A 24,640-nucleotide genomic window follows, 5' to 3' on the forward strand; every position below is an offset into this window, starting at 1 on the left:
TTAGCAATCTCAAGCAATAATTAGAGATTCCAACAATAAACCTAATTTCAGGAGGTTACCATGCAGATTCATGCAGATTTAAGTCAACGAGTTGTTGTCTATAGCGAAGAGCTACCTTGGGTTGATTCTCCTATGGCCGGTGTACAGCGTCGGATGTTGGAAAGGGATGGAGACGAAGTAGCCAGAGCAACGTCTCTAGTTCGCTATGAAACTGGTAGTTCCTTTTCTGCTCATACTCATGGTGGTGGTGAAGAATTTCTGGTTTTAGAGGGCATATTTTCTGATGAAAAAGGAGATTATCTCTCTGGTACCTATGTCCGCAATCCCGTAGGTTCAAGCCATACTCCTAAAAGTGAATCAGGTTGTACGATTCTGGTGAAACTATGGCAAATGTCTCCTGAAGATCAAGAGCGAGTAGTAATCGATACAACTAAAAATTCTTGGGTTCCAGGTTTAGTTAAAGGATTACAGGTAATGCCATTACATACTCATAGTACAGAAAATGTTGATCTAGTGAAATGGGAACCTGGAACTGTTTTTAAACACCATAGTCATTTTGGGGGAGAAGAAATTTATGTAATTGACGGGGTGTTTGAAGATGAACATGGAACTTATCCTAAAGGAACTTGGATACGTAATCCTCATGGCAGTACTCATACTCCCTTTAGTAAAGAAGGCTGTTTAATTTACGTTAAAACAGGACATTTAAATTAAATGTAAATTTACTTCTAAGAGTTTTTATAGCGTTTCTAGGATTTATGAGGTATGGTTATCAACCTCAAAGTCCCCCTTGATAAGGGGGATTTAGGGGGATCCCTTTGTACCTCATGGCATAGATAATTGCTATCTTCCAAATCACTACAGAGGTAAGATCATGAAACTCAAAAAACAAAATCTTCAAGAATCCACTGACAAAATTTACGACACAATTATTGTGGGAGGTGGCGCAGGAGGTCTCTCTGCGGGAATCTATCTCCAGCGTTACTTACTCAATACTTTGATTATCGATAAAGGCAAAGCCCGCTCTTTTTGGATGCAGGAACTCCACAACTACCTGGGTTTACCTCCCGATACCCCTGGTCGTTCTGTTCTTAGACAAGGTAAAGAGCATTATTTGTCTATCGGTGGCGATTTACTAGATGCTTTTGTCGAAGAAGTAATTGATGAGGGTGAGACCTTTGCTGTGCGAGTAAAAGTCGGTCGAAACAACAGTGAAAACTATACCTTTCGAGCTAAATACCTGATTGCTGCTAGTGGCATTATTGACTATCTGCCAGCCTTGGAAAATATTCGAAATGTCTATGATTACGCAGGTTATAACCTCCATGTCTGTCTGATTTGTGATGGATATGAAATGGCTGATAAAAACGTAGGGGTATTTGCCAGCACGGCAGGTAATGCGGAAGTAGTTTTTACTCTGGGTTGGTTTACTTCTGAAATTACTTTATTTACCCAAGGATTGTTCGAGGTAAATGATGAATTGGGACAAAAAATACAACAACAGGGTTATCAAATCATAGAAACCCCAGTTGAGCAATTTTTAGGGGAAGACCATCAGATGACTGGAGTGGAATTAACCGATGGTCGAGTAATTGAGTTAGAAGCTGGCTTGATTTCCATGGGTTCCAAATACCATGCCCAATATCTAGATACATTTGATTTGGAGAAAAAGGGAGGGAATCTGGTTACAGATAAGATGGCCCGCACTTCCCATCCTCGTATCTTTGCCATTGGTGATTTAAAGGTAGGACTGAATCAGGTTGTCATTGCTGCTGCCGATGGAGCCTTAGCAGCTACTCAAATTTGGCGGGATATTCGTCGTAGTCAGCCTCCCAAAGCCGCTAATACCGATAGGGTTTTGCGGTGATTAGGTTTAGCAGCTGCAGATCCTGAATGTCTGAGTTTGAGGCAATTTTTCCTTTCCTTTGCCTGCTATATTATGTTGATGCAGTCGCTGCCCATGAGCGACTGCATTGCTTGTGGAAGTGGTACAATAAGTTGTAAGTTAGTAAAATGACTCATGAAAATTATCAGTGTCACCGAAGCTAGAGCCAATTTGTTGTGTCCTTTTACTTAACCCATGTAAGGCTCAATACTGCTGACCCAATCTTAATCTGATGGGTGGCTTTTTGGTTAGTATTTTCCAATACCTGCTTAGCCTGATAAGCTTGTTTTAGTTTTGTAATTAACTCATCTAACTTCAGTTCTGGTTGTCGTAGATAAGAAACAAGATAATCATGCACCAATTGATAGCGGTGAGCAACAATATCCGGTACCTTAACCACCAACCCCGACTCTACTAAAATCCTTAACACCAACTCTAATTTATCAGCTTCTGTTCCTAAATGATTAGCTAACTCAGCCTTGGTCTTCAGTGGACGATTCCCTTTTTCATCTGTCAGTAAATATAGCACCCGTTTCGCCACCTGCTGATTCTGTGGTCCACAATCCTCCACTACTCCAGTCAAATACCGCGCCATCAATCCTTGCTTTGAACCCCCTTCCCAATATTGTTCCAAGGTAGTAATACTTTCCGCCTGCAATTGCGCTCCTACTACCTGCAATTCAATCGGACGTACTTCCGAGAACTCCCCAGCTAAATCCTGTACCAATTCTTCAATCAAAGCTGGTTCCAGGTAAAAATGCGATTGTTTAGTTAATTGCTCAATCACCGACTTGGCATCATCTCGGGAAAAATTCCCTAAAGGATAGCGCACATGCTTACTCAATATGTCATTGCCAATAATTTCCATACTCAGCATGGGATTAGCGCTACCCGACCATGCTGCGCGTTCGCTGAAAGCGGGACTCTCGGCAGAGCCGACGCTACGCGAACGTCCATCGCATTCGAGTAAATAATGGAGATAATCCTCCCGCATCGACAGAATCACCTTCACTGACGGAGTATTAAGACACTCTCCTAGGAATTCAAAAAATTGCCGTCGCTCAGCTTTATCCAGGTAAACAAAGAAAAATTCTTCAAACTGGTCAAAAATCAGTACTGTCCGCAAATTGTGCTGTTCATTTTGCCGCAATTGCTGTATAATAATATCTGGACTTTGTAGAGATGTTCCATGCAATGTCTCTAAATTTATTCTATTTAATGCCTCTGCCAATAACCGTCCCAATTCTTCTACCCAATTGCTATAGACTGCCATCACTACAGGCAACACATCTTCTGTACCAATCACAGTCTGTTTCAACCCTGGTACTAATCCCCCATTCACCAGAGAACTCTTGCCCACCCCCGATTCCCCATGAATCACAATTAGCTTGTAATCATTGCTTCCAATCCGTTCAATCAAGCGATTCACATCCTGCTGTCGCCCAGATGCCGCAATTTCTAGCGCTATAGTTTTTCGATTCTCCTCCTCTAGGGGGGCAAGGCGTTGCGCTCCGATCAAATTTGTTGGCAACCCCACCAACCTTATCCGTTGTCGTGGCTGTAATCGACTAGCACCAATAAACCCTCCCCAACCATACTGTTGCGCTAACGATTGTTGATATTGCTTAAGTTGGAAAGCTTGGAGATACTGCCCCTGCTGGAAATAAAGCGATCGCAATCCCTGCAAAATCCGACTGTAAAACCGAGGATTATCCTGAGGTGCAATAACCCTTGCCTGTTCTAGGTGTTGGAGTGCAGCTTCAGCTTCACCTAGCCGTTGCTCAGATTGAGCTAACAGTAGTAGATACAGACTAGTTTGAAGTGAGTGCATTGTCTGGAGTGCATTCTCCTGAATGCCGACTCCTGAGTTAAGACATGGTTTTGTGCCCTCTGTACCCTCTGTTTCCTCTGTTTCCTCTGTGCCCTCTTGTGCCACACCAGAGGAAACTGTCGCTATAGTGTCTAATGCTTTCTGAGCATTTTGCTTAGCCTCTTGCCAACGAGATTGGTTAAGAGCGACTTCTGCTAAAAATCCGTAAGCTTGGGCTTTTAGTGGTGCCAGACCTTGCGCCCCTAATAGGATTTGGCGTTGCTGTAACCCTAGGGCATTGTGAGCTAAGTGATACAAATCATCCCAATCCTCTAGACGTTGCATCACCTCACCTAGTTGATTGATCAACTTAGTGACTAAATCATGACGATTCAACTGCTCAAACCTATCAAGACACTGCTGGAATAATCCTCTAGCATCGTTCCAATAGAGACAGTTTTCTGGTTCCCGAGACTTTTCCCCCTGCTGGAAATAACACAACCCAATGTAAAACAGGACGATTCCCTGACGCTCCAGGAATTGCTGATCAGAAACGGTAATCTCATTTACCGTAGTATCACTCCCGTTTTCTAAGTTATTTATATCTTCTAAATTATCTAGATATTCTAAGTTATTTACATCTTCTAAGTTATCTAGATATTCTAAGTTATTTACATCTTCTAAATTATCTAAATTAGATGAAGAAACATTTTTCCCACTCTCCCCATCTCCTGATCTCCTGATCTGGTAATCTCCCCATCTCTCAGTCTCCCTTGGCGCTGGTTGCCAAAATGCCAAACTTTGCTCATAGTGAGTTACTGCACTACCCAACTGAGAGTTAGCATAGGCCTGTTGACCGCGAAGGAATTCTATACTAGCTTTGAGCGCAGGTTCTAGGGTTTCACCGCGATGCTGTAAATCCTTCAGAGCAGCATCAATTTCCCGGTAACGTAGAATACCTATATCAGTAGGGACAAAATATGCTATAATATTAGATTTTAAAATATAGTCAAAGATAGCATCGGTAGTCTCTTTGAGTTCAGTAATTAAGGTTTCTGTTGCGATCGCGTAGCGGTTCCAAAGGAACATCGCAAATTCTATCGGTGTCCCCAAACTCTCGAAATCTGGAGCAAACTGGGTTAGTTGCTGCTGAACCTCATCTGTAATCCATAACACTAAGGGGAAAGGAAGATTTTTCTGAAACTCTTCGAGCACTTGATTAGTAACACTCAGCATCTGTGCTAGATTCTGCACCGATTCTAAGCCCAACACCATCACAGCACTAGGGCGTTCTTCTCCCACTATTGACCGAATGGTGTCATAGAGCACGTTGTCTGATGGCTTAAGGGTTACGGTATGAATGTCAAGGTCCCAGAGTGTTGATAATTGCGCTACCAAACGGAAACGCACCCTAATATAATTACAGCGGGCTAAAATCAGCTTGAACTGTCCCTGAGAGGCTTCTACTGCCGACGCCAGTTTTTTCAGGGCATGCTGATTATCAGTTGCGATCGCATTAGAGTTATCCATCGACCAATGTAGGGTCTTCCCGCCATTTAAGTAGCCATCTCAACTCTCAACTCTAACATCCAAACTCCAAAAAGGGACGCCAAGAGCCAACAACCCTCAACCACCGATTGCTAGGATAACTGTTGCAAAGCCAGTCACATTCAGACGGTCTTCGTTATATAAGGTAGTACGCACTACTAAATCGAGATAAACTCTAGGGCGTAATTCTCCTCGCCAACTAATCGAGTCACCCCCTTGGCGGTAGGGAGACTCTCCGGTCGGTAATCCACCCAACTGCGCACCTTTGTCGGTTTTGCCGGTATAACTCAAAGTGGTACCAGGAATTGTTTCTCCCTGCTTGACTCGGTATAAAACTGGAACCTTGTAAACCACTAGACTGGGGTTTGTTTGAGCCGGTACCTGCGGTACCCAACCAGGTTTAGAAGATACCCCATCTACCGTTAGACGAACAGTACCACCAGCCTGTAGGCGTTCATCACTATAAACTAATACCCGCTGGTTGAGGCGCATTTCGACTCCCCTCAGAGGACTTCCAGTCCAGTCTAGAGAGTCACCACTGCGCTTAAATGCCCGCTGTCCATTGATCAACACTTCAGCAGTTTTATCCTCCGTCCTACTGATGTACCGAATATCAGTCCCTGGTATCAATGAACCAGCTTTCACCTCCTGCCTAACTGGTCCTTTGTAGACCAAGGTAGAGTTTGACCGAGGCTGCCGTTCCAATAGACTGCAACTAGTTGTGGTAGGGACAACAGCCAACAGCACCGCTGTGGCAATTAGTAAACGTTTAAGCAAACTGAGTGCTGAGTTTTGAGTGCTCAGTCCATTGTCTTGAGTGCATTTTCCGGCGTTGCTGAATAATGGAATGATTTTAAGAGTTTTGTAGAATGGGCATCTTGGTGGAACTGGCATCTTGCGTAGAACTGGCATCTTGCGTAGAACTGGCATCTTGCGTAGAACTGGCATCTTGCGTAGAACTGGCATCTTGCGTAGAACTGGCATCTTGCGTAGAACTGGCATCTTGCCAGTTTCCTCCTTATTTCGCGCGGGCAGGATGCCCACTCTACTCCTATTCATTACTTGATTGAGCAACGCCCATTTTCCTAAGTCGTAAGACGTGCTCAAGACTGAATCACCTAGTTTATGCTCAGCTCTTGCAGTGTAGGATCTGTTTTCCAAGTCAGGTTTCATGTTTGGCCTCTTTTACATGCAAGCTTGCCCCCCGATATTCCGGAGATAAGGGGGGATAACCTTTTGCCTTTCTTAATTCCTACTATAGCGATTACCAAAACCTATCTGGCTTGGTTAACATCAAATTGGTCACAGTTTCTGCAGTGAGGGCTTCATCAAATAATAATCCTTGTCCATATTCACATCCTAAATCTTGCAAAATGTCTTTTTGTTCTTGGGTTTCTATTCCCTCAGCAATTACCTCAATTTTTAGCTTTTTAGCTAGATTAACTATCGCTTCTAGCGTATCAAAAGTTTTGCCATTTTTTTGAAATCCTTTGCTAAGAAAAGAACGGTCAATTTTCAGGATATCAATTGGCCAATCATTTAGATAGGAAAACGATGAGTATCCGGTGCCAAAATCATCGATACACAATTTGATATTTCTGTCTTTAAGTTTCTGCAAGATAGTGCTAGCAACTGAGGCATTATCTACCAACACACTCTCAGTAATTTCCAGCTTCAAGTTCGCCCCACTCAATTCTAAGGTGGTGCAGATTTGGTCAATCTGGTCAATCAGCTGGGGTTGGTTGAGTTGAATACCAGACAGATTCACACTGATACTCAAAGAAGAATAATCAGGAAACTGGTCTTGCCAAAAGCTTAACTGTTTGCAGGCTTCCCGCAAAATCCATTCCCCAAGGGGGATAATTAGTCCTGTTTCTTCTGCTACCGGAATAAACTCACTAGGACTAACCTTGATGCGAGTACGGTGCTGCCACCTCGCCAAGGCTTCAAAACCAATAGTTTTGCCCGTTGTCAGGGACACAATTGGTTGATAATTCAGATGCAATGTTTCGTATTTAATTGCCTGTTGTAAGTCGGTTTCTAACTGTAGTCGCTCAATAGCTCTCTGTTGCATACTAGGATGAAAAACTTCTGAGGAGCCAATACCTTCTAATTTGGCATAATACATCGCCGTATCTGCCGCTCGCAGCAAATCTTTCGGTTGCTCATACCCCATGGTACTCAGGACAATACCAATGTAGCAATTAGAAGACACGACTCGCCCATTGAGTTCAAATGGGATGGAAATCTCCTGATGGATACGCTCAGCTGTCTCTTTCACCTGATCTAAGTCTTGGATATTCGAGAGCAAAATCCCAAATTTATTCTCTCTCATCTGTGCCACTATATCCTGATCACCGATGCATTTCTGTAAGCGTTGAGCAGTAGCAACTAGGAGTTGTTCACTGAGTAGATCACCTAGACTGTATTGGATAAGTAGGTAGCGACTGAGAGTCAGACATAGCACAGCAAATACATTATCCTTCTGAGTGTTTCCAACAATTGGTTCATCCCAGCAAAGAGTTGGTAGAATCGGGTATGCCATCGGTAGACATTTGCGATTGTGAATTGGCTTTACTGGCTTAAACCACTGGCGAAGGTAGTATAAAAACAATGTCCGATTAGGCAAACCGGTCAATTCGTCATAAAACGTCAGGTCTTGTAACCTCTTGATTGCCTTCCGGTAATTTTTGCGCACCTTTGCTTCTCTTAACTCCCGCTCCACCGCCGGAACTAATCGTGCTAACTGGTGTTTAAGTAAATAGTCATGGGCTCCCGCTTTCATAGCAGCGATTGCCATATTTTCCTTAATCGAGCCGGAGACGATAATAAACGGTAAGTCTAAGCCTTTTTTTTGTAAGAGGAGTAAGGCACTAATGGCGCTAAACTTAGCCATGAAGTAATCAGCAATCACCAGATCCCACCCTTTATTATCTAGGGCTTCGTTCATTGCTCCTGGTGCTTCCACTCGTTCATAAATTGCTTCGTAGCCACCATTTTTTAGTTCAACCACTAGCAACTCAGCATCATCTTCTGAGTCTTCGACAATCAAAACTCGCAGTGGTTTATTCATAGATTTACCCTATCTATTCATCAATAATTTTCTACTTGATTATAAAGATTGTGTCTTAGGATATAAGTAATCTCCTTCTATAAATACAACTAGCTTAATTTTACCTCATCTTGAGGTAATTAATGGGCAAATTTTGATGAGTATACATGATCCAAAATTCAGAAATCAGGACAATAATTTAGCAAGGTTAGTGGGAGGAGCAATAACGATTAGTGGATTCCCAAGCCAATTTCTCCTAAAAATTCCTGGAAAATCAATTATTCTGACTCGAAGCTCCTAACTCGAAGCTTTTGACTCGGAGGATAGTTGGTTATGTATAATTCAGGTAATTTTAGGTTTAATCCCAACAGATCTAGAACTAGTTAAAACAATTGAACTATCCTCCGCGTCAAGCACAGGAGATTATAATTGGTTATAAGAAAAGCAGGCTTGAACTACCGACTTTAGTATAGGTGCGCTTGACCCATTAAGAATTAAATTCGCCACGGGTCGCACCTCCTGTTGACCTTGGTGAACAGGAGGTGCTTTGTAGTGCGGATTATCCTGGAAATCTTTGCAAAGTTGACCATAGGAATACTCTTGTGTTTTCGACCAACTCGGTACATATCATAAGCATCAAAGTAAGTGTAATACTGACAGTTTTCGTTTAGAAGTCTGTCTTACTGCCTACCAAGCCTGCTTGTACATGTTGTTGGCTGGTTCACACCATAAAACAAGTAGGTCATTAGTTTCATCTGGTATGTTCCCAGACAATAATCCAGATAATAATATTTTCTTTGTCCCGTATTGCACTAGTTAGATCACCTCCTAATCACAAACAAAGTAGACCAGGGGTGTGCATCCCCTAACTTATTTTCATCCCCCGCGTCAAGCATGGGGGCAAACAAGCTGCGATTTCTGTAAATTCAATTCCTAACAGCTTAAATTTACTAAGCGCCATAATTAACCTTAGCCATCTTCAATCCTGAATTTTCATAAAAAAGAAACCCATGGCTGCCATTTTGCCATTTTTATGTTTGGATTTGCATTAAAAATGAAACACATGGCTGCCATTTTGCCATTTTTATGTTTGCAAACAGATCATCAATTGTAATTTAACTAGTGCTAATCATTAGATTAGTAGTGATTGCAATAGTTTCTAGGTGTGGAGGAGACGAAGCAATGGTTTTATTATAACCAATAATTTGTGAAGGGTGGAAAGGTAAAATAAAAGGTTGCTCCATCGGGTCACCGCTAACTCTCGAAAGCTCTAGCAAATCGTCAATGAGTTTCCACATATGCTGACTGTTAGCAGATATACGTTGGAGATAGATTAATGCTATAGCCAACGACTAGCAATTGGCATCCGCCAGCCAGTACCAAAGGCGCGGTCAGTAACCTTTAAGCCTGGCGGGGCTTGTCGGCGCTTAAATTCAACACGAGCGACTAGTCGGATGATTTTGTTAACCACTTCGGGCTGATGACCTGCATCAATAATTTGCTCCGGGGCTTGGTGCTGGTGGATCAGTCGCTCCAGAATATCATCTAGGATATCGTAGGATGGCAAGGAATCTTGATCTACTTGACCAGGTTTTAATTCAGCGCTAGGGGGCTTAATTATAATGTTAGAAGGAATAATTTCTGTTTGGCTTAAAAGTTGTTCGCCTTTGGGGTTCGAGTCAGTTAGGTTAGCAGGTTGAGGCTGATCAGCTTGAAGCTTAGAAGAGGAGTCTGAAGGTTCAAGCTTGACCCTACTAACCTGCAAATCCTGATTAACCTGGGACTCCTCTGCCTTAGAATTTAGCCACCGACATAGGGAGTAGACCCGGGTTTTGGGAACATCGGCAATTACAGCTAATCCACCATTCATATCACCATAGAGGGTACAGTAACCCACTGCCATCTCTGACTTGTTGCCAGTAGAGAGCAGGAGATAGCCATATTTATTGGCGATCGCCATCAGTAAGCTGCCCCGAATTCGGGATTGAATATTCTCTTCAGCCACACCAAACTCTGTCCCGGCAAATAGGGAGGCTAAGGTTTGGTCAAACCCCTGCATCAAGGAACCAATAGCTAGGGTGTGAGTCTTAATACCTAGGTTTTGTGCTAATGAGAGAGCATCTTTGACGGAGTGGTCAGAACTGTAGGGAGAAGGCATGAGAATCCCCAAGACATTGTCTGCTCCTAAGGCGGCGGTGGCAATAGCAGCTACAAGAGCAGAATCAATCCCACCACTCAAACCAATTACGACTTTTTTAAAACCACACTTACGGGTGTAATCCCGGACTCCTAGGACTAAGGCTGACCAAATTTCTTCGTCTAGGCTGGCTGGGGCTGGTGCTATGGCTGCCGATGGTGGAGACTGTATAGTTGTTTCTGGTGGGGTGACCAGATCCTGTGTTTCTCGGTCATATTCCAAAATGACTAAGTCTGTTTCAAAGGCACGGGCGCGACATACCATCTCACCAGCCTGATTAAATGCTACACTACACCCATCAAATATCAGGTCATCATTGCCTCCTAGCTGATTGGCGTAGAGGATAGGTGTATGGTAACGGCTAGCGCTATGGCGCAACATTGCTTCCCGAGTTTTCTGTTTACCCGCGCTATAGGGTGAGGCGGACAGGTTTACCACTAGGTCTACACCCTGTTGAACTAAGTCTGTGATGGGATTGACTTGATAGCTGCGTTTGCCCCAAAACTCTTCATCGTTCCACAAGTCTTCGCAAATGGTAACACCGATTTTAATTGGGGAGTGGGCATTCTCAGTTGTGATTCGTGATGGTTGGTGATCAATGGTGAAGGAATTACTCTCCCGTCCTGGTTCAAAGTAGCGGTTTTCATCGAAAACATCATAGGTGGGCAAGAGTCGCTTGTGAAAAATCTGCCGTACTTTTCCCCCCTCTAGTAGAGCAATGCTGTTATATAAAGGTTTGCCACCAGCAAGCTCTGCTTTGGTATTCGGTGTTACTGTCCCCACCAAAACCGCTAGAGACATTGGTAGCTGCTGAGCTAGTTGTTGCACTTGTGTAGTCATCGACTCTCGAAACTTGGGATTGAGCAGCAAATCTCGTGGTGGATAGCCACACAAGGATAATTCTGGTGTCAGCAACAGACGCACATCCTGACTCGCAGCAGTCTTGGCTACTTCAAGAATCTGTTGAGCGTTGCCTGTAATATCACCAATGGTGGGGTTGAGTTGAGCGATCGCAATCTTCATCATTTTTGCTTGTTTTTTATAGTTTAGGCCATCTACTTCACACAATCTTTAGTAATCTGGGTTTGGTTAGTAATTAAAGGCGAAAATATACAGTTTATATCGTATATAAAAATTTTTTTTATATAAAAAGTAACTGGCTCATGATTAGCATTTTTCTTGGAAATTGCTTGGCTGGTTTTATTCTTTGATTACCTTGGAAAATAAACTCCAAAGCTTGCTGCTGATATCTTTGAACAATTTCTGGACAAACATAAATTTTAATAATTCCTAATACCGGTAATTATATAGGCATCTCATTTATGAAAATTTAATCGTTATATTTATTGATATTAAATTGAAAAATAATCCTAGGATTTTAACGAAATTAAACATAAACGTAAACTCGAACGTAAACCCTAACGCAAACCTAATCCTTGATAGTGTAGATTAAGTAATCAAAAATAAATCATGAACGTAGAAGAACTAGAAAACCGTTATCGAGAAGAGATTCAAAGTCTAGCCAACCAACTTCAAAATGCAGTTCTCGGACTGTCTCAGACAGAAGCAAAAATTGCTAAAATGGGACGGTCTATAGAGAACCTGAGCGAAATCCTTCAGGAATTTCTCCTACAGCAGAATCAAAAAAACTAATTCCATGACTGATGAGACAATCAATGTCAATGATTTCCTTAACAGGACTTACGCAACAACCTTATCTGTAGGGTGCGTTATTAACCAACCCTACTTACTACTTAAGGTAACTTCTGGCCTAGTTTTGCGTAAGTCCTGCCTAAGACTTCAAACTCATATCATCTCCGGTACCATCGGTATTGTATACCACAAGAGTGTTTGGCAGGGGGCTCAACTTTGTGGCTCTCAAGACAAATGACAAAAAAAGCGGACTGGATATCAATTGGTTATTTCTTCCTCTATGGCTTGTTCTATTTCTCTGAGAAGCGCTGGTTTGACTAGATAACGACGAGCTCCTAGTCTGAGAGCTCGCTTTTTGTCTGCTGGGAAGGAGTAGGCAGAAAGGATAACTATAGGGATTGTTGCCCATTGGGATTTCTTGAGTTTTTCGATCAAGGTAAAGCCATCAACTTCTGGTAATTTGAGATCCAGCAGAATCAAGTCAGGTTGAAAGTCGGCGAGGTCTCGTTTAATGGTTAACCCATGGGGTAAAGCGCAAACGTCATACCCTTGCAACTGAAGGTATTCAGTGATAACTTCTCGATTAAAATCGTCATCCTCAATGAATAGGATTTTATGAACCACAATTACAGATGTTTTTTCATTGCTAAATAAATACCAACGGTTTATCCTTTAAACGAGCATATGCCTCCGCATCAAAGCGGTACAAACTTCATGGATGACCTGCTCCCTGAGACACTTTTCAACTAGTATCAGCCAGGAAGCATAGCTTTAAAATACGAGGGCTAAAATTGTAATAATCAGAGACGTTTTCCCAAAAAAATGTGGTGTACAGTCGATAAATAGTATAGATATTTTTGAGGGTAAATACATCTCGGAACAGGTCAAAGGCGACAGAATTGTCTGCCAATTTGTTGCGCAAATGCCGATAACCATAGTCCAAAATTTGATTATGGTCAAAGGCGAGCTGCGGCACATGCTCGATGGAATACCAGGCAATACCACTGACATCATCTGTGTTGAATTTAGCTTCTTCTAGTCGCTCTAGGGCAAAGTAACTGACGGATAGGTAACCCATGGCGTAGTGGTGGTTATAGGTAACCTCGACTCTAACCAATTTTGGTTGATAACGACCTAGTTCTCCGAAAGTGTACAGTTGCTCTAGGTTCACGTTGTTAACTCGAATTTTCTCTGCCCAAATCCGTTCGCGTAGCGTGGCCAAACGCGCCCCGCGTGGCCCAAAGGCCAAGGCCAATCGCGTAGCGTGGCCATTAGCGTAGCGTGGCCCAAAGGCCAAGGCCAATCGGCAGCATGGTCTAATGATTCTCCGTCCCACACCAAGGTTCCTGGTAAACTCGATTTACCGAGGAAGGCTTCCTCTTGGAGTACCAAAAGGCGGCTTTGTTGGGTATTGACGGAAAAAATCACATGACGGGCCCTGACCTGGACGTTGGCTAGAGCTGGTAGTTTGACCTTTATATTGCTGCTTTGGGTCATTGGTACAACTGCTCTTGATGGATATAGTCCTTAACCAGAGGAGTCAGTGCTGTTGTATCACCATTCTCACGATACGCTGTAGAGGAAACTGATGGTACCGTAATATTAGCGATCGCTAATTGTGCTCCTAGATGCTTCAACTTTTCTAAACTAGCCTGATCTACTCCATATCCTGAACGAGGTATCACCAGCAACTGTACTTGTTTTAACAATTGTTCAATTTGATACCAACGGGGCATCTGACGGATTAAATCAGTACCAATCACCAGAGTCAAGTTTGCCTGTAATCCCCAGCGCTGTTTAACTAGTGCTATGGTTTCCAAGGTTCTCGGGCTACTCAAGTCGGGGCTGACACGGATCGGATTTTGATACGGGTCAATCTCCTCAATCAGTAACGTGAGCATTTGGGAACGTTGTTCTAGGGTGGTCTGATGAGACTTGAATGGATTATCTGAGGCCCAAACCACCACTTGGTCATAGTGATGGGATAGCCACTGGAGAATGGCTTGATGAGCACAAGTTGGGGGATCTGCACTGGTACCAAACAGGGCAATATTGACCATAGTTAGTTAAAAGTTAGTTAAAAGCTCAAAGGGGTTTGAGATTAGGTTTGCTCTTCAGCATCTAGTGCGTGAAAAGTGATCTAAGCCTAGCGTTGGGTTTTAGCTTCAGAATTATAAAATTTAAACGCGCCACGGATTAGGGTACACTCAAAGGAAACAGAATGCGATGGACTTCGTCCCGCTTTCAGCGAACGCTTGAACTGCTACAAGCTATATATAGCTTATTTGCTTAACTCCTGATACAAATGGTGATAGCCCCCTAGTTGAAAGACTTTTGTCAATCAACTAGGGGGCATGACAGTAGGTACAATGGACAGAACCTGAGAAATGGGGCAACTCAAATAGGATTTACCCAGAACTCCAACTGATCAGGACTTACCTAGTAACTCCCTTGAGTAAGGTGAGTTGATAACTCACCCTACTAAGCTGTCGCCTATTTAACTTGTCTATTTTTGAATAAGCGGGAAAAACTCTACAATCCTCTCCCCTTAGAGATTCAATTTATAAATCAATTAGATGTAGATGCTACCGATATATGCCTGATATAGATGCCTGAAAGCTGACTTAACCCTCTTCCCGCTGTTTCATCTGTTCCATCCCACCACCAATCATCTCTCTAAAAGTGCAACAGCCCTCAAACTCTGGGAGTTTCAACCGCCCGTTCGCTTAGCGTGGCCAAACGCGCCCCGCGTGGCCCATTCGCGTAGCGTGGCCAATAGGCCAAGGCCAAGGCCAATCAACTGCTGGAATCTCAGCTCCATTGCCTAAGCCCTATTGTTTCAAAATAAACACCGGATCCTGAGCGTTTAATTCAATTCCCTCCTGGTCAAAGGCATCCTTGATCATTTTACGAAGCACTAGCTTAATCAGGCGGTGCTTTCCAGGTTTAACTTTGGTAATGGTTCGTATGGACAGATCAAAATCCCCAAAGTCCTCGATTCCATCCACCTTGGTCGGTTCAATTACCTCGGAATACTTCTCTTTTAACTGGTGTCCCACCTTTTCGATCACCCTGTACACATGATCCAGGTCAGCATCATATTCTATCCCAACTTCCACTACAGCATAGATATAGTCCTTGGAGTAGTTGGTAATTGAGCCAATATCCCCGTTCCGAATAATATGCATTTGACCATTGAAGTGTCGAATACGGGTAGTTCTCAGTTCAATCGCCTCCACAATCCCCTCGGCTTCCCCTGTTTGGATATAGTCACCTACCAGGTAGTAGTTTTCAAAGAGAATAAAGAATCCACTAACCATATCGTTAATGAGATTCTGCGCCCCAAGACCGACCGCTAGCCCCACAATGCCAGCACCCGCTAGGATTGGGGTGGCGTCAATTTCTATGGTATCGAGGATCAATATACCCGAACCGAAGTAAATCAAGTACTTCAGTAAACTCTCTAGTATGGGAATAATCGTTAACCGCTTCTTTCGCTGCACATCAGTCAGCTTCGGGGACCTAAGCAGTGCTTCTTCGAGGAACAAATTGGCGATCACGATCAAGCCACGACTCAGGAAGATGATACCGATAATTTTGACAGCTTTCGATCCATAGGTGGCTAAGTTAGCAATTATCTCTACTTGCTCAACCACCAGGGTGGCCATGGTAACATAGATTATATATTCTAGGCACCCCTTAAAGAAAGGAATCAGATGCCTGAGATTGCTATAGAATCGCAGGATATTATCAGGGCTAGAGTATTGAACACTCAGGTTGTCTATGCTATCGATAATGACCACGATGGATCTCAGAATGAGCAACCCGATTCCAATAATCAGATAGATGTTAAGAAGAACGTACAGATACTTAGTTGTGGATTCTGGCACTTTCAGGAACTGGGTACACCAGATTAGGGAAAGCAGCCAGAGTCCACTGGTAAGGATTTTGGTTAAGTAACTGAACAAATCCTCAATGCTTTCATCACTAGCAGTGATTTGTTCTAGTTTCTTTGCCCGAACGCAGCCATAGTTGAGCAAACGCTGCAAGGGTTTCATGGCGAACGCAACTAGCATCAGAAGGCAGATGCATTTGCCTAACCCAGTGCCAAGGGTTATCCAGAATCCTTTGGGAATATTGCTCACTAACTGGAGTGTGTATTCCTTGAGGTCTTTCCCGCGATAGATCAGCCAACCGTTGCCACCAACAATTAGAAGGCATAGCGCTATACAACAGATAACGATCAGCGCCTGGAGGTTCCGGCGGAGGTTTCTAGCATTGCTGTTCACCTTTTGGAACCAAGCAACTCTGATCAGTTGCTTGAATAGTCTACCCACCAGCCAGTTGACTAGACAGAAAACTACGATGACCAGGCTGACTTCAGCCAAGATAATAATTATGTTGTTCACTTAACAAATTAGCTCAACCTTTCAGTATAATACAATACTTTACTTATTAAATATAAATTATATTCTTAACTACAATTAAATTGATACCACTACAGGAAGGTTCATCCACCGCCTCATAGCCAGAAGTTCATGAAGGTTTCAAAAGGTTTTTCTTGACAGTGTTCCATGGACAGGAGACCCCTAGGTCGATCTGCGCCATTTGAGCACAACTTGAGCTCAGATCATCAGTTGAGCTTAATTTCACATTATTTCACATTTATTTCATAATTAATCCCTGTTGTTACTTATGCTTCATAAGCTTTGCTTAAAAGGTTTAATGGTGTATTGTTTTATTTAATTAAAGAATTAAACAAGTATCTAAACCTGGAAAAGCGAACATTCAGATGAGAGCAACAGAAGTTAACCCTTCCAAAGCTGACGGCTGAGGAGCTGATAGATGAATAGTTACCACCTATTAGTTTATCGAATTTAGGCTCTTCCGTACTTGTTATGCTAAATTAACACTTTGGCAAAGGGAGCAGGGAGCAGGGAGTAGGGAGCAGTGGAAAGAGGCAGTATTTAGAAATTATTGTTAATTAAATACATTTCCCTTGTAGAGTAAGCTTTATGATTTTTTTTACTTGAAATGATCGCATAGCAGGTACTGAAGAACCCGAATTTATAGCACGGAAGTGCCGGTGATATCCCTGAGGATCTTACCTAAAGCAATTGCTATGGCTCTATTACAGAAAATAGGGAATAGGGAATAGGGAATAGGGAATAGGGAATAGGGAATAGGGAATAGGGAAAAAATTATGTCTACCTCATTAATATCAGAACCGCTATATTAAAAATAAGTAATAGATATAATAAAGTCAATAGAGAGAATAAAATTAAAAAAATATTGATTAAATTGCCACCTAGTTTATTCTAAAAGTCCTAAGGGATGTTTTTTTTAGACAAGGTTGATTGTAAAAAGGTTTACTTGGCTAGAATTCAGTCTATTAATCATTGATCATTGATCATTTTTCACAAGCCTTTATCCTGTTTTAAATAATTTTATTGACAGTTCTAATTCGTGGTTTTTAGAAAGGTTTAATCGCCGCCATTGCAGCAAGGGCGTGATTGCCCACTCACGAAGCCAGGTAAGGTTGAACGCGATGGACGAAGTCCCGCTTTCAGCGATCGCGTGGCCTTTTGGCCAAGGTTTGAAGGTTGATGGTTTGATGGTTGAATGTTGTTCGCGTAGCGTGGCCTTTGGCCAAGGTTGATGGTTGATGGTTGTTCGCGTAGCGTGGCCTTTGGCCAAGGTTGATGGTTTGATGGTTGATGGTTGTTCGCGTAGCGTGGCCTTTGGCCAAGGTTGATGGTTTGATGGTTGATGGTTTAAGATAGAAGGTTTGATGGTTGATGGTTTGATGGTTGATGGTTGTTCGCGTAGCGTGGCCTTTGGCCAAGGTTGATGGTTGATGGTTTGAAGGTTTGATGGTTGATGGTTGTTCGCGTAGCGTGGCCTTTGGCCAAGGTTGATGGTTTGATGGTTGATGGTTTAAGATAGAAGGTTTGATGGTTGATGGTTTGAAGGTTTGATGGTTGATGGTTGAAGATTAGAGGGTTAACAACTGAAAGCCGGATGTATAACTGGCAACCTGTAACGTTAAACATGTAACATGTAACCTGTAACGTAAAATATAAACTTTATAACGTTAAACCTGTAACCTGTAACCTTGGCCAAAAGGCCACGCTACGCGAACAACCTGTAACCTTGGCCAAAAGGCCACGCTACGCGAACAACCTTCAACCTGTAACTTTCAACCTGTAACTTTCAACCTGTAACCTTGGCCAAAAGGCCACGCTACGCGAACAACCTGTAACCTGTAACGTTAAACCTGTAACGTTAAACCTGTAACCTGTAATCTGTGACCATTCAACTGATCAGGTGATATATGCTAAAAAAAGCCATCGTATTAGTATCTATAGTACTGCTTGCCTGGGCTACAGTTGTAGCAATTGATACCTTCCAGGGAGATCAAGAGAGGATAACCATTGCGATCGCAGCTCCGTTAAGCAATGCTAGTGAATCAGCCCAACGCTCAGGCAGAGCAATGGTAGACGGTGCTCAACTTTACATTAAGCAAGTTAACAAGGCTGGCGGTGTTAAGGGGAAAAAATTTAAGCTTGAAGTTTATGATGACCAAGGCAATCCGGATGTGGCACAGCAGGTTGCGAAGAAGATTGCTCAATCAAATGCGATCGCAGTGATTGGTCATTACAGTAGTGGGGTATCTACGGCTGCTGGCAAAGTTTATCAAGACCATAAGATTCCTGCGGTGACCGGCTCAGCTACTGCTGATGGGGTCACCCAATCGAACACTTGGTATTTTCGCACCATTTTTTCTAACAGTGCTCAGGGTACTTTTATCGCCAATTATATCCAAAAGATTCTGGGATCTTCCAATATTAGCCTAGTTTACAGCCCCAGCACTTATGGCTTGACCTTAGGGAAGACTGTTGAAGAGACGTTTCGGCAGTTAGGGGGAGAAGTAGTCAGTAAGTGGGTATTAGGGGATGATATAGACCAAGCCATAGAAACGATTTATCAAGATTTATTGGCTTTAAAAAATAGCGGGAAAGACCCAGGAGTGATTGTGATGACAGCGAATCGCAATCAAGTGGCTGGATTAATTGCCAAAATGAAGAGTTCTGGGATGGATTTCCCCATTTTTGGCGGTGACTCCTTAGCCGAAATATCGCTGGCTCAAAGGTTTGAAGACTCCCCAGAGGAGAGAGATGAAGTAGGCTTCTTTACCAATGGAATTTATGCCATAGCTCCGATTATTTTTGACATTTCTGATGATAGCGGTCAACAGTTCAGAAACGAATTTGAAAAGCAGTACAAACAAGCGCCGGGATGGGTGGCGACTTGCTATTATGATGCGGCAAAAGCCATTGTTGAGGCAATTAAACGCTCTGATCTTACCTGGGACGATTTACCGAAAGACCGTTTGATGCTTAAAGAAAGCTTAGCAACTATTAATAGCCAGGAAACGGCGTTCAAGGGGGCAACCAGAAATATTTATTTTGACTATTATGGTAATGCAGTAGCACCCGTTTTTGTGGGTATTTTTGATAGAAGAAATTTTATTTCAGCATTTAGCCAGCTGCAAATAATCCCGGACTTACGGGCTGTTGCTAATCTGGAGGAACAGCTCGACAGTGGTGAAATTGTAAAGGTTGGTAATAACTATATGGTAAAAACCCATATCGTTTACACCGGGATGGATATCAATGAGATTAGTCACATAGATGAAAAAACCTCCTCATATTTGGTTGATTTTTTCATTTGGTTTAGGTACCAAGGGGATATTACAGCCGACCAAATCGAGTTCACAAATTATGGCATTGAGCGGCTAGATTCAGGAGAAAAATTGACCTTAAAAGAACCGATAGATACAGATTTAAACAATGATATAAAATATAAAGTATACCGGGTTAAAGCCGATTTTCATGAAAAGTTTGATTTTCACGATTACCCGTTTGACCTTCAGACCCTATCAGCGAGATTTCGACATCTCAACCTAACTCGGGACAAGCTAATTTATGTAGTGGACTTCGTGGGAATGAGAGATACCACTACAGAAGAAGTTCTCAAAAATTGGAAGACAGCTAAAGTGTTTGATCAGATTACCGATTGGAGTGTTGAGAGTGCTGCCTTTTTCCAGGATACGGTGATTAACGATTCCACTTTGGGCAATAGACGATTTATCGACACAGACTCAGATATCGAATATTCCCGATTCAATGTGGTTATTAAAATCAAGCGGGATTTAGTCAGTTTCAGTATCAAGAATCTATTGCCTCTACTGTTCTTTGTGGTGGTGGGATACCTGTTCATGTTTCTCCCTTTCGATCACATGTCCGTAGAAGCAGTAAGTGGCTTGCTACTAGCGATTGTCTTTTACCATTTGAGCTTGATAGAAGGACTACCGGAGGGGGTTGGCTATGTAGTGGCTCTCGACTATGCCTTTTTTATCGTTTACGTACTCAATGGCTTACAGTTGTTGATGGTGGTGATTGGGAATAGTGAGGGGTTTCAGTCTGGTAAAATCAAGATTAGCAAATTAATGGAGTTTGGAAGAGTGGCGTTTCCAGTAATTTTGGTAGTTTATACGTCTCTTCTGTGCTGGCGGTATTTGTAGTTATTTGTTATAGCGGTTTCCGATTTTATTAAGTACATATTTATGGTTTTTTAGGGAGCAGGGAGTAGGGAGTAGGGAGTAGGAAATAGAGCAGTTGGCATTCAATCTAAGTTATTGATTAATGTGACAGGTTACCTTTTGGAGGTAGCTATGGTGAGCTGTTGTAGGGCATCAGAAATTTCTACAGGTAGTGGGCTTGGCTGATGAAGTTGTCGGGTTGACGTGGCAAGACTAGCAACAGAGGCAGCTGTGCGTTTTTGTATGGTGTATAAGGATTCTGGCAGCTTGAGTCGTTGACCTTGTTTGATGACTTGTTCGAGCAGAGGTTGTTCATGATCTTGGCAGGATTCAGCCATTAATCCTAGCCGGTCTTTGATAACTGTATCTTGGTGAAATTGGCGATAGATTTGCTTGCGTCCTGGATAGGTGATTTTGCTACTGGACTGTTTCATGGTGGGAATGCCATCAATTTCTACTAATTTGTAGACTCCATTGACTGGGCTTCCAGTGACTAGGCGAGTTCCGAGTCCATAACCGTCGATACAAGCACCAGCCTGTTTGAGTCTGGCTATTTCATACTCGTCTAAATCCCCACTGGCAAAAATTGAGACATTGGGTAAATGCGATCGCACTTTTTGGGACAAGGTGACTAAATCCCCAGAATCCAAACGTACTCCAGTCACTTGGATTTCTCCAGCTGCGATTCGTTGAGCCAGACTTTTAGCGGCTGCTACTGTATCATAGGTATCTATTAATAAGGGAGCATTGGGAAAATAGCGATAAAAGGCCGTAAAAGCATCCTGCTCACTTCCAGATACTGCTGTGATCGCCATGACCAAAGCATGAGCCATGGTTCCTTTAGGCTGACATCCTAATTTCAGGGCTGCTAATACATTAGATGTGCCATCCAACCCACCTGCTATAGCTGCTCGTGCTGCCCACAAGGATGCCTGAGGACTAAAGGCTCGTCGAGTGCCAAATTCTAGTAAGGTAGCCTCGGCCCCCGCCACATCTCTTAGCCGTGCTGCCTTAGTGGCAATCAAGGTTTGATAGTTAATTGTATTGAGTAGGTAAGTTTCTACTATCTGTGCTTGCCACAGAGGAGCATCCACCCGCAACAACGGTTCATTAGCAAATATTGCGGTTCCCTCAGGCACTGCCCAGACATCACCGGTGAAGCTTCCTTCTGCTAAGAGTGACCAAAACTGTTCCGGTGCTCCCTGAAAAATTTCTGTCTGTTGTAATGCTTCTAGTGCCTGGGGACTAAAGCGAAACTGTTCCAGGTAGTCGAGTACCTGGGCGAGTCCCATAGCAATCAAGTAACCAAAGCCATTAGGTAAACGTCGCGCAAATAGTTCAAAGGAAGCTGGTTTTTGGGCTAAGCCTTCACCACTATAACAGGCTGTCATGGTCAGCTGATACAGGTCAGTTAATAAGCTATAGTCCTCAGGTGTAGGTATTAATTCCTGGTGTTTATCATTCATGGTAGTAGTGTTTAAGTAGTAATGTTTAACATAAGGTAAAGGAACTTTAAATAGGTACAGATTTGTTAACAATCCTCTCAAAATTACCAAACAAATCTTAGTGATTAGTCAAGCTTGAGAAAAGTATTGCAAATATTACCAAACAAATATTACTAACCCTGGCACTGAATCGATAATCCTCGATAAGATAAAGTACACCAGACAGAAATCTTTTTCAGTCTGTACTCACAGTTAAGACTCAATAATTTGAGAACAGCAATTTGAGGACAGCATGGCAGTAATTGTGAACCACCATAAAATGTAAAGGTTCGCGGTAATTATAACCACTGCTGCTGTATTCAACTCTAACTCAACTAATTCAGGAGAGCAATTTTATGGGTTTTTACAAACTATTGGAAAGCAGTATTCAATATCTTTCTGAAGCAGTAGCTAGGATTTTTGGACCTAATGATGACATTTATCCTGCTATTGGTGTTCAACCCTTTAGCGGTGACCCCTTTGAGCAGAAAGAGGCATCTTGGTAAATTCTTCGGTAAATTATTCGATTTTAGAGACTTTTTTTGAACCCTAACTATAGCGGTTCTTGCTGGAATAGACAACATCCTTAGGGGCGCACACCGTGCGCCCCTAAGGCTAATGCTGGTTGACTGACAAAAAATGAAGTCAAAAGTGCTCAAATACTTATCTGGAGAGAGATAGCCGCCCTTGACTAAAGTGAGTGGGAGCCAGCATTCTAAGGACAGAAACCACTTACACCCTTGGAATGCTGTGAAAAAAACTCCTGTCTATACAATGCCTTGAAGAGCTGGATAGATCAACAAGCGTGACTGGGCTCACCTGAGCCACCTGACAACCTGTTTGTGGATGGTGGTGGCCGTGATCAAAACAGAGGAGGTAAATTTGACCCGTTGGATTCCTGAGTTCCCATGTAGAGGCCAATATGCCTTTAGCTTGCAACGCCGGATGCAACGCTGGCTGCCATTTTGCTCGAATTAACATCCATGGCCAATAGGCCACGCTACGCGAACGATTGTACAAACCTTTGATTCAAGCAGCTTTGGCGGTAGGACAAGATGACACTATTTATTTGAGGCAAGGACACCTCACTGTTCACCGGATCAATATTGCCTGGTGCGATTGGTTGTGGTGCATCACCGGACGTGCCTTGCCTGTGGAAGGCGCGAGTGCTGGAACATCGCAGTGCTTCTGTATCCAAAACACGATTATCGCGAGATGTTGCAACAAGCCATACACCTCTTGCCCAAAGGGGTAATCGGTCATTTTACTGGCAGATCGATGTTATACACACCGATTTAATGAAAGCCATGACAACCCAATGGGGCTGGCACTATCGGAAAAGTTTGAAAAAGGACAGTTGGATAAGGCGAGCAGGAATTGGATGGTGTCAGCTTAAAGATTTCCATGTTCTACGAGGTGAAGCCCTCTGCTTTCACAATGTCAAACTCCACAAGGAGTAAGCTTTTTGGTGGGGTCCATCTCGTCTTCGGTCGTAACAATGTCAATGGTGATAATGGGCCATTGTTAGTGATGAAAAGACCACTCTTAAATCCTTTCTTGAATATGGATTGCGCTTTGATATCGAGGAAAATTTCTTGGATGACCAGTCCAATGGGAGCGAATGTGCAAAAATCCCAAATTCGCTCAGTTCCTGCTTTATCAAGGGCGAATGGTTCATCCTGGCAGTTGCAATCGTTATATGTCACAGCCGCTTGGGGAAGAGGATCGTTGAAACCGGTTTTCGTCGATGGGTAGACACACACTGGCGCACGAGGAAACAGCTATTTTCGGATTTGGTTTGGAGTGGGTCAAAGCCTCGGAGCGAAAATGGCTGGAGACTGATTCGTCGGGTTCGTTTTACGAGTAATCATGATCCTGACCCAGTGATGGCCTCACGAACACAACATGATAAACGACGGTATCGACTGGAATTCAAAATACAAACGTACGAGTACGTGCTTGATTAGTTTTGTCAGTCAACCAGCCTAAATGATTCGTGAAATATATTTGCTAAAGTGATCGCTATAACCTTTTTCCAGTAACGATTCCAGATTTGTCTGATTTTACGAATGATTTAGAATTGCTATAACCATCCAAAATATACGATATTAATCATATCGTAGTTACATATTAAAAAAGATAACTCCAAACAATTAATTATGGTACTTAGTGATTTTATTGCTTTACTAGCTTTGGTGATATCAATGTACAGTATATGGATACAAAATAAAGGTGTTAAGCAAGAATTATTAATAACAAATGTAAGTGAATATACTAAAAGATATCAAGAAATTTTTGAAAAATTACCAAAGATAGTTCTAGACAAAAATTTTAATGTTGATAATTTATCAGATGATGAAAAAGAGAAAATAATACGACCAGTCTGGTTATACTTTGACCTATGCT

Annotated in this window: 19 protein-coding genes and 1 pseudogene; 7 read left to right on the plus strand and 13 right to left on the minus strand. The window is 42.7% G+C overall.

The genetic code is table 11. The features are described from left to right. Nucleotides 1-60: 60 nt before the first annotated feature. On the plus strand, nt 61-714 hold the full coding sequence (locus F6J94_RS10485) for a cupin domain-containing protein (protein WP_293039638.1): 654 nt from the start codon (nt 61-63) through the stop codon (nt 712-714). A 160-nt stretch (nt 715-874) separates the two neighbouring features. Further along, nucleotides 875-1,867 carry an NAD(P)/FAD-dependent oxidoreductase gene (locus F6J94_RS10490; RefSeq protein WP_293039640.1) on the plus strand — a complete coding sequence of 331 codons (993 nt, stop codon included), beginning with the start codon at nt 875-877 and terminating at the stop codon, nt 1,865-1,867. Nucleotides 1,868-2,069: 202 nt separating this feature from the next. Here the strand turns inward: F6J94_RS10490 and F6J94_RS10495 are convergent, their stop codons facing one another. The 5 genes from F6J94_RS10495 to F6J94_RS10515 form a co-directional block, all read right to left on the minus strand. Continuing rightward, nucleotides 2,070-5,225 (minus strand): hypothetical protein, encoded by a 3,156-nt coding sequence (locus F6J94_RS10495; RefSeq protein ID WP_293039642.1) that lies wholly within the window; start codon nt 5,223-5,225, stop codon nt 2,070-2,072. 96 nt (nt 5,226-5,321) lie between these two features. Beyond that, complete coding sequence (locus F6J94_RS10500) at nt 5,322-6,245, minus strand: hypothetical protein (protein ID WP_293039644.1); 924 nt, start codon at nt 6,243-6,245, stop codon at nt 5,322-5,324. 262 nt (nt 6,246-6,507) lie between these two features. Beyond that, nucleotides 6,508-8,316 carry a GGDEF domain-containing response regulator gene (locus F6J94_RS10505; RefSeq protein ID WP_293039646.1) on the minus strand — a complete coding sequence of 603 codons (1,809 nt, stop codon included), beginning with the start codon at nt 8,314-8,316 and terminating at the stop codon, nt 6,508-6,510. A 1,094-nt stretch (nt 8,317-9,410) separates the two neighbouring features. After that, on the minus strand, nt 9,411-9,593 hold the full coding sequence (locus tag F6J94_RS10510) for a hypothetical protein (protein ID WP_293039648.1): 183 nt from the start codon (nt 9,591-9,593) through the stop codon (nt 9,411-9,413). 41 nt (nt 9,594-9,634) lie between these two features. Continuing rightward, nucleotides 9,635-11,515 (minus strand): NAD+ synthase, encoded by a 1,881-nt coding sequence (locus F6J94_RS10515; protein WP_293039666.1) that lies wholly within the window; start codon nt 11,513-11,515, stop codon nt 9,635-9,637. Nucleotides 11,516-11,962: 447 nt separating this feature from the next. On the opposite strand from F6J94_RS10515, the gene F6J94_RS10520 reads away from it, so the two are divergent. Continuing rightward, a complete protein-coding gene (locus F6J94_RS10520) occupies nt 11,963-12,145 on the plus strand; it encodes a hypothetical protein (RefSeq protein WP_293039650.1) in 183 nt (60 codons plus the stop codon). A gap of 258 nt (nt 12,146-12,403) precedes the next feature. Here the strand turns inward: F6J94_RS10520 and F6J94_RS10525 are convergent, their stop codons facing one another. The 7 genes and pseudogenes from F6J94_RS10525 to F6J94_RS10550 form a co-directional block, all read right to left on the minus strand. Then, on the minus strand, nt 12,404-12,769 hold the full coding sequence (locus tag F6J94_RS10525) for a response regulator (RefSeq protein WP_293024747.1): 366 nt from the start codon (nt 12,767-12,769) through the stop codon (nt 12,404-12,406). 22 nt (nt 12,770-12,791) lie between these two features. Next, a pseudogene (locus F6J94_RS34220) lies at nt 12,792-13,223 on the minus strand (hypothetical protein). Between the two features lie 89 nt (nt 13,224-13,312). Continuing rightward, entirely contained in the window at nt 13,313-13,642 is a 330-nt protein-coding gene (locus F6J94_RS34225; RefSeq protein WP_367142188.1) for a hypothetical protein, read from the minus strand. Then, nucleotides 13,639-14,205 carry a nicotinate-nucleotide adenylyltransferase gene (locus tag F6J94_RS10535; protein ID WP_293024743.1) on the minus strand — a complete coding sequence of 189 codons (567 nt, stop codon included), beginning with the start codon at nt 14,203-14,205 and terminating at the stop codon, nt 13,639-13,641. The genes F6J94_RS34225 and F6J94_RS10535 overlap by 4 nt, the downstream gene beginning before the upstream one ends. A gap of 771 nt (nt 14,206-14,976) precedes the next feature. Next, nucleotides 14,977-16,554, minus strand: coding sequence for a mechanosensitive ion channel family protein (locus F6J94_RS10540; protein ID WP_293039652.1), 1,578 nt, complete (start codon nt 16,552-16,554; stop codon nt 14,977-14,979). Between the two features lie 1,157 nt (nt 16,555-17,711). Continuing rightward, nucleotides 17,712-17,990 carry a hypothetical protein gene (locus F6J94_RS10545; RefSeq protein WP_293039654.1) on the minus strand — a complete coding sequence of 93 codons (279 nt, stop codon included), beginning with the start codon at nt 17,988-17,990 and terminating at the stop codon, nt 17,712-17,714. Further along, a complete protein-coding gene (locus F6J94_RS10550) occupies nt 17,920-18,198 on the minus strand; it encodes a hypothetical protein (protein ID WP_293039656.1) in 279 nt (92 codons plus the stop codon). The genes F6J94_RS10545 and F6J94_RS10550 overlap by 71 nt, the downstream gene beginning before the upstream one ends. A gap of 281 nt (nt 18,199-18,479) precedes the next feature. Here F6J94_RS10550 and F6J94_RS10555 point away from each other — a divergent pair, with 281 nt between their 5' ends. Next, nucleotides 18,480-20,732 (plus strand): ABC transporter substrate-binding protein, encoded by a 2,253-nt coding sequence (locus F6J94_RS10555; protein WP_293039658.1) that lies wholly within the window; start codon nt 18,480-18,482, stop codon nt 20,730-20,732. A 131-nt stretch (nt 20,733-20,863) separates the two neighbouring features. Here F6J94_RS10555 and F6J94_RS10560 read toward each other — a convergent pair whose 3' ends face one another. Beyond that, a complete protein-coding gene (locus F6J94_RS10560) occupies nt 20,864-22,216 on the minus strand; it encodes a nicotinate phosphoribosyltransferase (RefSeq protein ID WP_293039660.1) in 1,353 nt (450 codons plus the stop codon). 374 nt (nt 22,217-22,590) lie between these two features. Here F6J94_RS10560 and F6J94_RS10565 point away from each other — a divergent pair, with 374 nt between their 5' ends. From F6J94_RS10565 to F6J94_RS10575, 3 genes are all read left to right on the plus strand, one after another. Further along, complete coding sequence (locus tag F6J94_RS10565; protein WP_198954255.1) at nt 22,591-22,740, plus strand: hypothetical protein; 150 nt, start codon at nt 22,591-22,593, stop codon at nt 22,738-22,740. A gap of 518 nt (nt 22,741-23,258) precedes the next feature. Next, nucleotides 23,259-23,489 (plus strand): hypothetical protein, encoded by a 231-nt coding sequence (locus F6J94_RS10570; RefSeq protein ID WP_293039662.1) that lies wholly within the window; start codon nt 23,259-23,261, stop codon nt 23,487-23,489. Nucleotides 23,490-24,393: 904 nt separating this feature from the next. After that, nucleotides 24,394-24,640: hypothetical protein (locus F6J94_RS10575; protein WP_293039664.1), on the plus strand; the 247-nt coding region annotated here is incomplete at its 3' end.

This window comes from Moorena sp. SIO1F2, from assembly GCF_010672755.1.
GTDB lineage: Bacteria > Cyanobacteriota > Cyanobacteriia > Cyanobacteriales > Coleofasciculaceae > Moorena.

What these genes read in the sequence shown, in the direction of transcription:
- F6J94_RS10510 (WP_293039648.1), bottom strand. Translation starts at nt 9,593, where the DNA reads ATGTGGAAACTCATTGACGATTTGCTAGAGCTTTCGAGAGTTAGCGGT.
- F6J94_RS10520 (WP_293039650.1), top strand. Translation starts at nt 11,963, where the DNA reads ATGAACGTAGAAGAACTAGAAAACCGTTATCGAGAAGAGATTCAAAGT.
- F6J94_RS10560 (WP_293039660.1), bottom strand. Translation starts at nt 22,216, where the DNA reads ATGAATGATAAACACCAGGAATTAATACCTACACCTGAGGACTATAGC.
- F6J94_RS10555 (WP_293039658.1), top strand. Translation starts at nt 18,480, where the DNA reads ATGCTAAAAAAAGCCATCGTATTAGTATCTATAGTACTGCTTGCCTGG.
- F6J94_RS10500 (WP_293039644.1), bottom strand. Translation starts at nt 6,245, where the DNA reads ATGCCAGTTCTACGCAAGATGCCAGTTCTACGCAAGATGCCAGTTCTA.
- F6J94_RS10495 (WP_293039642.1), bottom strand. Translation starts at nt 5,225, where the DNA reads ATGGATAACTCTAATGCGATCGCAACTGATAATCAGCATGCCCTGAAA.
- F6J94_RS10550 (WP_293039656.1), bottom strand. Translation starts at nt 18,198, where the DNA reads ATGTTTAACGTTACAGGTTGCCAGTTATACATCCGGCTTTCAGTTGTT.
- F6J94_RS34225 (WP_367142188.1), bottom strand. Translation starts at nt 13,642, where the DNA reads ATGACCCAAAGCAGCAATATAAAGGTCAAACTACCAGCTCTAGCCAAC.
- F6J94_RS10535 (WP_293024743.1), bottom strand. Translation starts at nt 14,205, where the DNA reads ATGGTCAATATTGCCCTGTTTGGTACCAGTGCAGATCCCCCAACTTGT.
- F6J94_RS10515 (WP_293039666.1), bottom strand. Translation starts at nt 11,515, where the DNA reads ATGAAGATTGCGATCGCTCAACTCAACCCCACCATTGGTGATATTACA.
- F6J94_RS10490 (WP_293039640.1), top strand. Translation starts at nt 875, where the DNA reads ATGAAACTCAAAAAACAAAATCTTCAAGAATCCACTGACAAAATTTAC.
- F6J94_RS10565 (WP_198954255.1), top strand. Translation starts at nt 22,591, where the DNA reads ATGGGTTTTTACAAACTATTGGAAAGCAGTATTCAATATCTTTCTGAA.
- F6J94_RS10485 (WP_293039638.1), top strand. Translation starts at nt 61, where the DNA reads ATGCAGATTCATGCAGATTTAAGTCAACGAGTTGTTGTCTATAGCGAA.
- F6J94_RS10505 (WP_293039646.1), bottom strand. Translation starts at nt 8,316, where the DNA reads ATGAATAAACCACTGCGAGTTTTGATTGTCGAAGACTCAGAAGATGAT.